At 48.5% G+C, this 10,102-nt stretch carries 10 protein-coding genes; 4 read left to right on the forward strand and 6 right to left on the reverse strand.

Features of this window, described 5'->3' with window-relative positions; all coding sequences use genetic code 11:
* Position 1: 1 nt before the first annotated feature.
* The 6 genes from rlmN to cmk all read right to left on the reverse strand — a co-directional run bounded on the left by rlmN (position 2) and on the right by cmk (position 6,003).
* On the reverse strand, positions 2–1,090 hold the full coding sequence (gene rlmN, locus HMPREF3047_RS06235; RefSeq protein WP_070585495.1) for a dual-specificity RNA methyltransferase RlmN: 1,089 nt from the start codon (positions 1,088–1,090) through the stop codon (positions 2–4).
* Positions 1,091–1,258: 168 nt separating this feature from the next.
* Positions 1,259–1,684 (reverse strand): nucleoside-diphosphate kinase, encoded by a 426-nt coding sequence (gene ndk / locus HMPREF3047_RS06240; RefSeq protein WP_004519785.1) that lies wholly within the window; start codon positions 1,682–1,684, stop codon positions 1,259–1,261.
* Between the two features lie 94 nt (positions 1,685–1,778).
* On the reverse strand, positions 1,779–2,915 hold the full coding sequence (gene zapE, locus HMPREF3047_RS06245; protein ID WP_049333700.1) for a cell division protein ZapE: 1,137 nt from the start codon (positions 2,913–2,915) through the stop codon (positions 1,779–1,781).
* Between the two features lie 262 nt (positions 2,916–3,177).
* Positions 3,178–3,492, reverse strand: a complete 315-nt coding sequence (locus tag HMPREF3047_RS06250; protein WP_003678992.1) for an integration host factor subunit beta — start codon at positions 3,490–3,492, stop codon at positions 3,178–3,180.
* Positions 3,493–3,502: 10 nt separating this feature from the next.
* Positions 3,503–5,188, reverse strand: coding sequence for a 30S ribosomal protein S1 (gene rpsA / locus HMPREF3047_RS06255; RefSeq protein WP_003678994.1), 1,686 nt, complete (start codon positions 5,186–5,188; stop codon positions 3,503–3,505).
* A 155-nt stretch (positions 5,189–5,343) separates the two neighbouring features.
* Positions 5,344–6,003 carry a (d)CMP kinase gene (gene cmk, locus HMPREF3047_RS06260; RefSeq protein ID WP_070712669.1) on the reverse strand — a complete coding sequence of 220 codons (660 nt, stop codon included), beginning with the start codon at positions 6,001–6,003 and terminating at the stop codon, positions 5,344–5,346.
* 216 nt (positions 6,004–6,219) lie between these two features.
* Here cmk and ruvB point away from each other — a divergent pair, with 216 nt between their 5' ends.
* The 4 genes from ruvB (at position 6,220) to HMPREF3047_RS06280 (ending at position 10,067) form a co-directional block, all read left to right on the forward strand.
* Positions 6,220–7,251: a Holliday junction branch migration DNA helicase RuvB gene (gene ruvB, locus HMPREF3047_RS06265; RefSeq protein WP_070712754.1), complete on the forward strand. Its 1,032-nt coding sequence runs from the start codon at positions 6,220–6,222 to the stop codon at positions 7,249–7,251.
* A 122-nt stretch (positions 7,252–7,373) separates the two neighbouring features.
* Positions 7,374–9,281: an ATP-binding cassette domain-containing protein gene (locus HMPREF3047_RS06270; protein WP_070712671.1), complete on the forward strand. Its 1,908-nt coding sequence runs from the start codon at positions 7,374–7,376 to the stop codon at positions 9,279–9,281.
* 89 nt (positions 9,282–9,370) lie between these two features.
* On the forward strand, positions 9,371–9,802 hold the full coding sequence (locus HMPREF3047_RS06275) for a type II toxin-antitoxin system RatA family toxin (RefSeq protein ID WP_003747011.1): 432 nt from the start codon (positions 9,371–9,373) through the stop codon (positions 9,800–9,802).
* A complete protein-coding gene (locus HMPREF3047_RS06280; protein WP_070712674.1) occupies positions 9,795–10,067 on the forward strand; it encodes an RnfH family protein in 273 nt (90 codons plus the stop codon). The genes HMPREF3047_RS06275 and HMPREF3047_RS06280 overlap by 8 nt, the downstream gene beginning before the upstream one ends.
* The last annotated feature ends 35 nt before the right edge of the window (positions 10,068–10,102 follow it).

Here is a 10,102-nt window from a genome sequence, read left to right on the forward strand (position 1 = left end):
CTTATTGTTCGACCAAAATCTGTTGCCATTTTTGTTGGCGGCGTGTTTTATCTTGTACTTGTCCGGCCAGTTGTCCGCAAGCGGCATCGATATCGTCACCTCGGGTTTTACGGACAGTAACGACAAAGCCGGCTTGTTGCAGAATATCGCGGAAGACACGGATATTTTCATTGGTAGAACGTTCGTAGCCGGAATTTGGGAAAGGATTGAACGGAATCAGATTGAATTTGCACGGTACGTCTTTAACCAATTCAATCAATTCGCGCGCATGTTGCGCTTTATCGTTGATACCGTCGAGCATAACGTATTCAAAGGTAATAAAGTCACGGGGGGCTTTGACCAGATAACGTTGACAGGCCGCCATCAATTCTTTGAGCGGGTATTTTTTGTTGAGGGGAACAATTTGATCGCGCACTTCATCGTTGGATGCGTGTAAAGATACAGCCAAAGCAACAGGCATTGCATCACGCAGTCTGTCCATTTGTGGAACCATGCCCGAAGTGGAAACAGTCACGCGGCGGCGGCTCAAGCCGTAGCCGTGATCATCCAGCATAATGCTCAAAGCGGTAATAACATTGTCAAAGTTTGCCATGGGTTCGCCCATGCCCATCATCACAACATTGGAGATAACGCGTTCATTTTTAGGGGTAACGCCCATGGCTTTATTGGCCCACCAAAGCTGACCGATAATTTCAGCGGCAGTCAGGTTGCGGTTGAAACCTTGTCGTCCGGTAGAGCAGAAAGTGCATTCCAATGCGCAACCTACTTGGGAAGAGATGCACAAAGTACCGCGTTCGGCTTCGGGAATAAAGACGGTTTCTACACCGTTGCCCGTGCCTACATCCAGCAACCATTTGCGTGTGCCATCAGTAGATTCTTGTGCCATCATTAATTTAGGCACTTCGATTGTGGCTTGTTCATTTAACTTGGCGCGCAATGATTTGGCCAAGTCAGTCATTTCTTCAAAGTTTTGTGCACCCGCTTGATGCATCCAACGCATTACCTGCTTGGCACGAAAAGGCTTTTCACCCATTTCGGCAAAGTGTTGTGTCAGTCCGTTTAAATCGTAGTTCAGTAGATTGGTTTTCATGTATTTTTATGTTTCTCAGTAAAGCTTTTAAAGCAAAGAGGCTTATTGGGCAGCTTTGCTTTAAAAGCCTTTGGGTTTTCAGACGGCCTTTAATTTGTAGGACATACAAAGCAGTTTTGCCGTCCGATATAAATCGGACGGCCGTAAAGCGGCTACAGGCTTTTACTCTTAGCGCGGGCAGATTTCGCTTTGGCTGAAGAAGTAAGCAATTTCAATCGCAGCATTTTCAACGCTGTCAGAACCATGTACGGCATTAACACTGACAGATTCTGCAAAGTCGGCACGGATTGTGCCAGGAGCTGCATCGGCTGGGTTGGTTGCGCCCATCAATTCGCGATTTTTGGCAACGGCATTTTCACCTTCCAATACTTGAATCATGACAGGATTGCGAGTCATGAATTTAACCAAGTCTTCATAAAAAGGGCGATCTTTATGTACGGCATAAAACTCTTTTGCTTCACGCTCAGAGAGATGTTTCATTTTCGCCGCAATAATGCGCAAGCCGTTTTCTTCAAAGCGGCTGTAAATCTTGCCGATGACGTTTTTTTCTACTGCATCGGGTTTGATGATGGAAATCGTACGTTCGATGGCCATGTTATGTCCTTGTTTTTATTGATAGGTAAGTTGTCGCAGCCAAGAGGCAAGGGAAGTGTATTCTACCAAATTTCGCCCCTTTTGGGGAAAGGCATTATTTGCTTAAAGTCAGGTGTGGTTGTTCCAAATAGACTTCGGATTGCATTTCGATCATACGGCTGGCTGTGCGGGTAAATTCTTCGGCGAAATCGCCTTCGACATAAATATCGTTTACGCCAACTGCACTGGTGGCGCACAATTTCACGCGGAAATCGTATAAAACGTCAATTAGCCATGTCAGACGGCGTGCTTCTGCTTTTTCTTGAGGGGTTAGGCGCTCTAATCCTGAAAGGAAAACCATCTCGTAATGTTCGGCCAAGTACAGATAGTCAGCTTGTGAGCGCGGGCCAAAACATAATGCGCGGAAATCAAACCAGATGGCGCGCTCTGACTGGGCTTTATGGGGAATTTCCCGTCCATGAATAATGCTGATGCCTGGGTTTAATTCAGAGATTCCGCTCATTTCCTTAAATAAAGCAGCGAGTTTTTGCTCGTTTTCTTCATTATTGGGGACAAAGAAAATTTCGGCAGGACGCAGCGTACGCAAGCGGTAATCTTCGCCGCCATCCACATTTAAAACGGTCAGGTTGGACTCGATAAGGGCGATGGTTGGCAGAAAGCTGCTGCGGTTTTGGCCTTGAGGATAGAGTTCGGATGGGGCGTAGTTGGAAGTGGCTACCAAGACTACACCTTCACTCAACAGGTTTTCCAGCAAACGGCCCAAAATCATGGCATCGGCAATATCACTGACGTGAAACTCGTCAAAGCATAATACGCGTGTTTCTTTGGCAATTTCTGTTGCAACGGCTTTTAAGGGATTGGCTTCGCTTTTCAATACTTTAAGGCGTTGATGGATTTCGGCCATGAAGGCATGGAAATGCACGCGACGTTTACGACGATAAGGGAGGCAGCCGAAAAAAGCATCCATCAAAAAGCTTTTACCGCGTCCTACGCCGCCATAAAAATAGAGCCCTTTAGGAACTTGGGGGGAACGCAAGCTACGGCCAAGAAAACGGTTGCGTTTGCGTTTGAACATCATCAGCTCGGTCCATAAACGATCCAAATATTCAATGGCTCGCGCTTGGGCTTCGTCGCGGATAAAGTTGGGCTGCTCGGCTGCAGCTTGATACCAAGTCAATGGGCTGTGGTTTTCAAATGGAGGTGGTGTGAATAGTTGGTCTCTATTGCTCATGTGTAACCTTTATTATGCTTTACTGGCGATAGTTGAAACATCATCCGCAATAGTTTGGACAGTAGTTGGAATGATGTTTTCATTACAGAATAGTCGGTCTATTATAAATGATTTCAGACGGCCTGCGTTTTTTGCACAAGCATTGTAGTAAATATAGTTGAAATAGTGTGCGATTAAGGTATGCGTGAAAAGAGCCGGCTTTGGTATTTCTTGTGAAAACAAAAAAAAACGCCGCATTTCTGCGGCGTTTTGCTACTAAGTATTAATGAGCACTTTCTTGCAATGCCAAGTCTACACGCTCACGCAACTCTTTACCCGGTTTGAAGTGAGGAACATGCTTTTCAGGCACTTCCACGCGTTCGCCGGTTTTCGGGTTGCGCCCGATACGGGCAGGGCGGTGGTTCAAGTCGAAGCTGCCGAAGCCGCGGATTTCGATACGTTGTCCACGAGCCAGTGAGCGGGTCATGGTATCAACCAAGACTTTTACACTGTATTCGACATCTTTAGCCAGCAGTTGGTTGCCATTTTTCTCGGCAAACACTTCTGCGAGGCGAACCATCAATTCAGACTTCGTCATGTCTGCAACCTTATTCTTGGTCGCCGGACAGTTTGGCTTTCAGCAAGTCGCCCAGGCTGGTAGTACCGGCATTGGCAGTTGCAGCGGCGTTAACTGAATTCAGCGCTTCGCGGTTTTCTTTAGCGTCTTTCGCTTTAACAGACAGACGGATGCTGCGGTTTTTGCGGTCAACGGTAACGATAACGGCTTCAACTTCGTCGCCTTCTTTCAGTTTGGTAGTCAGGTCTTCAACGCGGTCAGCGGCGAATTCAGAAGCAGGCAGGTAGCCTTCAACTTCTTCAGACAGAGCAACTACGGCACCTTTGGCGTCAACAGATTTCACAGAACCTTTAACCAAAGAACCTTTGTCGTTTACGCTGATGAAGTTGCCGAACGGATCACCTTCCAGTTGTTTGATACCCAAAGAGATGCGTTCTTTTTCAACGTCGATGGCCAATACAACGGCTTCAACTTCTTCGCCTTTTTTGTATTTGCGTACAGCTTCTTCGCCGGCTTCAGTCCAAGACAGGTCGGACAAGTGAACCAGGCCGTCGATGCCGCCAGGCAGACCTACGAATACGCCGAAGTCGGTGATAGATTTAACTGCGCCGGAGATTTTGTCGCCTTTGTTGTGGTTGGCGGCAAACTCTTCCCAAGGGTTAGCTTGACATTGTTTCATGCCCAAAGAGATACGGCGGCGGTCTTCGTCGATTTCCAGGATCATGACTTCAACTTCGTCACCCAGTTGAACAACTTTGCTTGGGTGTACGTTTTTGTTGGTCCAATCCATTTCGGAAACGTGTACCAAACCTTCGATGCCTTGTTCGATTTCAACGAACGCACCGTAGTCGGTCAGGTTGGATACTTTACCGAACAGGCGGGTACCTTGTGGGTAACGACGGGTCAGGCCGCTCCAAGGATCTTCACCCAGTTGTTTCATACCCAGGGAAACGCGTTGTTTGTCTTGGTCGAATTTCAGAACTTTGGCTTCTACTTCTTGACCAACTTCCAAAACTTCGCTTGGGTGTTTCACACGGCGCCATGCCAAGTCGGTGATGTGCAACAGACCGTCGATGCCGCCCAAGTCAACGAATGCACCGTAATCGGTGATGTTTTTAACGATACCTTTGATAACTGAACCTTCTTGCAGGTTTTCCAGCAAGGCTTTGCGTTCTTCGCCCAAAGTAGCTTCCAGAACAGCGCGGCGAGACACAACGACGTTGTTGCGTTTTTTGTCCAGTTTGATCACTTTGAATTCAATTTCTTTGCCTTCGAAGTGAGAAGTGTCTTTTACAGGACGTACGTCAACCAAAGAACCCGGCAGGAATGCGCGGATGCTGTTGATCATAACAGTCAGGCCGCCTTTGACTTTGCCATTGATAACGCCGGACAGGATGTCGCCGTTTTCCATAGCTTCTTCCAAAGCGATCCAGTCGGCAGCGCGTTTGGCTTTTTCGCGGGACAGTTTGGTTTCGCCGAAGCCGTTTTCAACAGATTCGATGGTAACGGTAACGAAATCGCCAACTTTAACTTCAATCTCGCCCTGAGCGTTTTTGAATTCAGCAACATCAATCAGAGATTCTGATTTCAGACCTGCGTTAACGGTAACGAAGTTTTGATCGATGCCGACTACTTCGGCAGTAATCACTTCACCTGGGTTCATCTCTTGCAGGGTAAAGCTTTCTTCCAGCAGCTGGGCAAAATTTTCCATAGTCATATATACTCTTTTCGGTACACCGCCAAGGGGTGCGGGTTAGGTTTGAAATGACCTGCCGCCCTTGGCGCGGCAGGTTGGGAAATGTTTTCAGACGGCCTTGTTATTAGGGTTAACAGGCCGTCTGAAATGAAAACTTCGCGATTATACTCCAAATTTTAAACTTTATGATACCAATCAAGCACTTTTTTTACAGCTTCTTCGATAGAAAGGTTGTCGGTATCTAAAAGCAGGGCGTCGGGCAGCTGTTTCAATGGGGCAACAGGGCGGCGGCGGTCTGCTTCGTCGCGCGCTTCAATGTCTGACAAGATACGCTCGAATGCAACCCCTTCGTATGGGATACCGAGTTGTTTGGCACGACGTTGAGCGCGGACATTGGCACTTGCGGTCAGGAAAATTTTTAATGCGGCATCAGGGAAAATAACCGAGCCGATATCGCGGCCGTCGGCGACCAAACCTTTCTCGGTCAGGAAATCGCGTTGGCGCTGCAAAAGGGCTGTGCGCACTTTAGGCAACTGCGCGACGGCAGATGCGCCCATGCCGATCGCTTCGGTACGGATTTGCTCGGATACATCTTCGCTGTTTAATAATACGACGCCGCCTTCAAATTGTGCGGGCAAAGTTTCTGCCAGTGTGCTGACGGCATCTTCATCTGTCCAGGCGACATTTTGTTTTTGTGCGTAAAGCGCGGTCAGGCGGTAAAGCGCACCGGAATCGAGGTAAAGAAAACCCAAGGCTTCGGCTACGCGTGAGGCAACCGTCCCTTTGCCGGATGCGCTGGGGCCGTCGATGGCGATGACTTTTTGCTTGAGGCTCATGTGTTCTCCTGAATGCGATAGGTATTTGAATTAACCGTTTATTATACGTTGCTTTTGCCGTCTGAAAACGAAAATTTTTGTGTGATTTAGATTTGAGGGAAAAGCGGCTCGGCCTTATCGGGTATAATGGCCAAAATCATAATTTAACCGCTTTATCTGATTGTTCGGGCCGTCTGAAATAACGGGCCGGGAATGATCTTCAAATTTAGAAACATTATGTTACAAACCGATAATCTTACTTCTGCACAACCTCAGCGCATTATCACTGCTCAAAATATTTCAGCTCAGGAAGAATTGCTTGAACGCGCTTTACGTCCGAAAACTTTAGACGACTATATCGGGCAGGATAAGGCCAAAGAGCAGCTGGCTATTTTTATTCAAGCGGCGAAAAAACGTGGCGAAGCGCTTGACCATACTTTGTTGTTTGGCCCACCGGGTTTGGGAAAAACTACTTTGGCGCACATTATTGCCAAAGAATTAGGCGTTAATTTGCGCCAAACCAGCGGCCCGGTTTTAGAGCGCGCCGGCGACCTTGCTGCTTTATTGACCAACCTCGAGCCGCATGATGTGCTGTTTATTGATGAAATCCACCGCTTAAGCCCTGTGGTTGAAGAAATCCTTTATCCTGCGCTTGAGGATTATCAGTTGGACATCATGATAGGCGAGGGACCGGCCGCGCGCTCGGTCAAAATCGATTTGCCGCCGTTTACATTGGTGGGGGCGACTACCCGCGCCGGCATGCTAACCAATCCGTTGCGTGACCGTTTCGGTATCGTATCCCGATTGGAGTTTTATCAGAATAAAGATTTAGCGACTATTGTTGCCCGTTCTGCTCAACTATTGCAGTTGGAAATGGGTGAGGAGGGTGCGATGGAAGTAGCCAAGCGCAGCCGCGGTACGCCGCGTATTGCCAACCGCCTTTTGCGACGAGTTCGTGATTATGCCGATGTGAAAAACAACGGCGTCATTGATGCGGAAATTGCCGATGCTGCCTTGAGTATGCTGGATGTGGATGGGCAGGGTTTGGATGTGATGGACAGGAAATTCCTTGAGGCGATTCTGCACAAATTCAGCGGCGGCCCTGTCGGTTTGGAAAACGTGGCTGCTGCGATTGGCGAATCGACCGATACCATCGAAGATGTGATTGAACCTTATCTGATTCAGCAGGGCTTTTTACAGCGTACACCGCGCGGACGCGTGGCAACCGAACGAGCCTATCTGCATTTTGGTTTGAAGGTTCAAGAATAATAATGAAGGCCGTCTGAAAACTGCTTTCAGACGGTCTGATACTTTCAATTTCATATGATTATCGGTAAATATCTGCCGATAATCGGTTAAAATGTCCCCCTTTTCTTTTTTGAAGTTTCCCCATGAATATCTTATCCGTAGAAAATGCTTCTTTTGCCGTCGGCCATGTCGCCTTGCTCGACAAAACTTCTTTTCAACTCGACAGCGGCGAGAAAATCGGTTTAATCGGCCGCAACGGCGCGGGTAAGTCTTCGTTTTTAAAAATCCTTGCAGGCGTACAAAAGCTCGATGACGGGCAGATTATTGTTCAAAATAACCTCAAAATCGTTTATGTACCGCAGGAATCCTTTTTTGATAAGGAAGCAACCGTATTCGACACCGTTGCCGAAGGCTTGGGCGAAATCCGCGATTTGCTGGGCCGTTACCACCGCGTCAGCCATGAGTTGGAAAATGGTTCAAGTGAAACCTTATTGAAAGAACTCAACGAATTGCAGCTTGAAATCGAAGCAAAGGACGGTTGGAAGCTGGATGCGGCAGTAAAGCAGACTTTGGGCGAACTCGGTTTGCCGGAAAACGAAAAAATCGGCAACCTCTCCGGCGGGCAGAAAAAGCGCGTCGCCTTGGCGCAGGCTTGGGTGCAGAAGCCCGACGTATTGCTGCTGGACGAACCGACCAACCATTTGGACATCGACGCGATTATCTGGCTGGAAAACCTGCTCAAAGCATTTGAAGGCAGCCTGGTCGTGATTACCCACGACCGCCGTTTTCTGGACAACATCGCCACGCGCATTGTCGAACTTGACCGCGGCATTCTACGATCCTATCCCGGCTCGTTCTCCAAATACAGCGAGAAAAAAGCGCAGGAATTGGCGGTTGAAGCGGAACACAACCGCCTCTTCGACAAATTCCATGCTCAGGAAGAGGCATGGATACGCAAAGGCATCGAAGCGCGCCGTACCCGTAACGAAGGCCGCGTGCGTCGTTTGGAAGAACTGCGCCGCCAACGCGCCGAACGCCGCAATGTACAAGGGCAGGTCAACTTCAAGCTCGACAGCGGCGAGAAAAGCGGCAAAATCATTGCCGAACTGGAACATGCCTCGTTTGCCTATGGCGACAAAGTCATCATGGACAAATTCTCCGCCATCTTGCAGCGCGGCGACAAAATCGGCTTAATCGGTCCAAACGGTATCGGCAAAACCACCTTCCTCAAGCTGATTTTGGGTGAATTGCAGCCGACTTACGGCAGAATCCGCATCGGCAGTAAGCAGGAAGTTGCCTATTTCGATCAATTCCGCAGCGCGTTGAACGAAAACGACACCGTGTTTTACACGCTCGGTCAAGGCAACGATTACGTTGAAGTCGGCGGCAAGAAAAAACATGTGATGAGCTATCTGGAAGATTTCTTGTTCCACCCCGCCCGCGCGCAAAGCCCTGTTTCATCGCTCTCCGGCGGCGAACGCAACCGCCTCCTGCTGGCGAAACTCTTTACCCGTCCTGCTAATATTTTGGTTTTGGACGAACCGACCAATGACTTGGACATCGATACCCAAGAGCTGCTTGAAGATTTGCTGCGCGATTACCAAGGCACGGTATTCCTCGTCTCGCATGACCGTATGTTCTTGGATAATGTGATTACCCAAAGCATTGTTTTCGAAGGACAAGGCCGTCTGAAAGAATACATCGGCGGCTATCAGGACTATATCGACGCAAAATCACGCGAAGAGAAAATTCAGACGGCCTCCGCGCCCAAAGCGGTTGCCGAGCCTGAGAAAGTCAAACCCAAAGACAACCGCACAGTCAAACTTTCCTATAAAGAACAGCGTGAACTCGACGCCCTGCCTGACGAAATCGCCGCTTTGGAAACCGAGCAGGCTGAAATCAATACCCAGCTTTCCGATCCTGAAATCTTCAAAGATTATGAGAAAGCAGGTGCATTGCAAAGCAGGGCTGAAGAAATCGAGATGTCGCTTTTGGAAAAGCTGGAACGCTGGGAATGGCTGGAAGCGAAACAAAATGGAGAAGCGGTTTAAATTGGGAATTTTGTCCCAAAGTAGGGCGGATATTTTTCTAAATCATGCCGTCTGAACCCCGAATATTCAAAAACAAGGTCTACAACCACATGAAAAAAGTCGAGAAAAACGTATTGGTACTGCATAGCGCTGAGGAAATGTTTGAGCTGGTGGACAAGGTCGAGGACTATCCAAAATTTTTGCCGTGGTACAGCAAGACCGAAGTCATCGAACGCAAAGGCAACGAGCTCAAAGCGCGCCTGTTTATGGACTATATGCGTGTCAAGCAGTCGTTTGCAACGCACAACCACAATATCCCGGGGCAGGAAATCCGCATGGATTTGCTCGAAGGGCCGTTTAAAACCCTGCGCGGCACTTGGAAATTTATCGACTTGGGCGATGATATGTGTAAAGTCGAATTCAGATTAGAATACGATTTCTCCAATGCCGTACTCTCTGCCATGATTTCCCCCGTATTCGGCCACCTCGCCGGCACGCTGGTGGATGCTTTTATTAAAGAGGCTGACCGCCGCTATGCTTGAGATTGAAATTGTTTACGGACTGGCTGATAGGCAAGTGTTGAAGGGTATGACCGTTGCCGAAGGGACAACCGTACGCGAAGCCGCATTGAAAAGCGGTTTGGAGGTAGAGTTTCCAGAGTTGGATTTGCAACAAGCGCCTTTGGGTATTTTCGGCAAGGCCGTGAAAGACGAGACGGTGTTGCGCGATGGCGATCGGATTGAGGTTTATCGTCCATTGTTGATCGATCCGAAAGAAGCGCGACGTAAACGCGCCGGGCAAGAATAAATCCAAGGCCGTCTGAAACTTTTCAGACGGCCTGT

The sequence above is a fragment of the Neisseria sp. HMSC075C10 genome, from assembly GCF_001815615.1.
GTDB lineage: Bacteria > Pseudomonadota > Gammaproteobacteria > Burkholderiales > Neisseriaceae > Neisseria > Neisseria subflava_A.

Excerpts from the sequence above, each read along its gene's own strand:
- HMPREF3047_RS06270 (WP_070712671.1), top strand. The coding sequence starts at position 7,374 with ATGAATATCTTATCCGTAGAAAATGCTTCTTTTGCCGTCGGCCATGTC.
- HMPREF3047_RS06280 (WP_070712674.1), top strand. The coding sequence starts at position 9,795 with ATGCTTGAGATTGAAATTGTTTACGGACTGGCTGATAGGCAAGTGTTG.
- HMPREF3047_RS06275 (WP_003747011.1), top strand. The coding sequence starts at position 9,371 with ATGAAAAAAGTCGAGAAAAACGTATTGGTACTGCATAGCGCTGAGGAA.
- zapE (WP_049333700.1), bottom strand. The coding sequence starts at position 2,915 with ATGAGCAATAGAGACCAACTATTCACACCACCTCCATTTGAAAACCAC.
- rpsA (WP_003678994.1), bottom strand. The coding sequence starts at position 5,188 with ATGACTATGGAAAATTTTGCCCAGCTGCTGGAAGAAAGCTTTACCCTG.
- rlmN (WP_070585495.1), bottom strand. The coding sequence starts at position 1,090 with ATGAAAACCAATCTACTGAACTACGATTTAAACGGACTGACACAACAC.
- HMPREF3047_RS06250 (WP_003678992.1), bottom strand. The coding sequence starts at position 3,492 with ATGACGAAGTCTGAATTGATGGTTCGCCTCGCAGAAGTGTTTGCCGAG.
- cmk (WP_070712669.1), bottom strand. The coding sequence starts at position 6,003 with ATGAGCCTCAAGCAAAAAGTCATCGCCATCGACGGCCCCAGCGCATCC.
- ndk (WP_004519785.1), bottom strand. The coding sequence starts at position 1,684 with ATGGCCATCGAACGTACGATTTCCATCATCAAACCCGATGCAGTAGAA.
- ruvB (WP_070712754.1), top strand. The coding sequence starts at position 6,220 with ATGTTACAAACCGATAATCTTACTTCTGCACAACCTCAGCGCATTATC.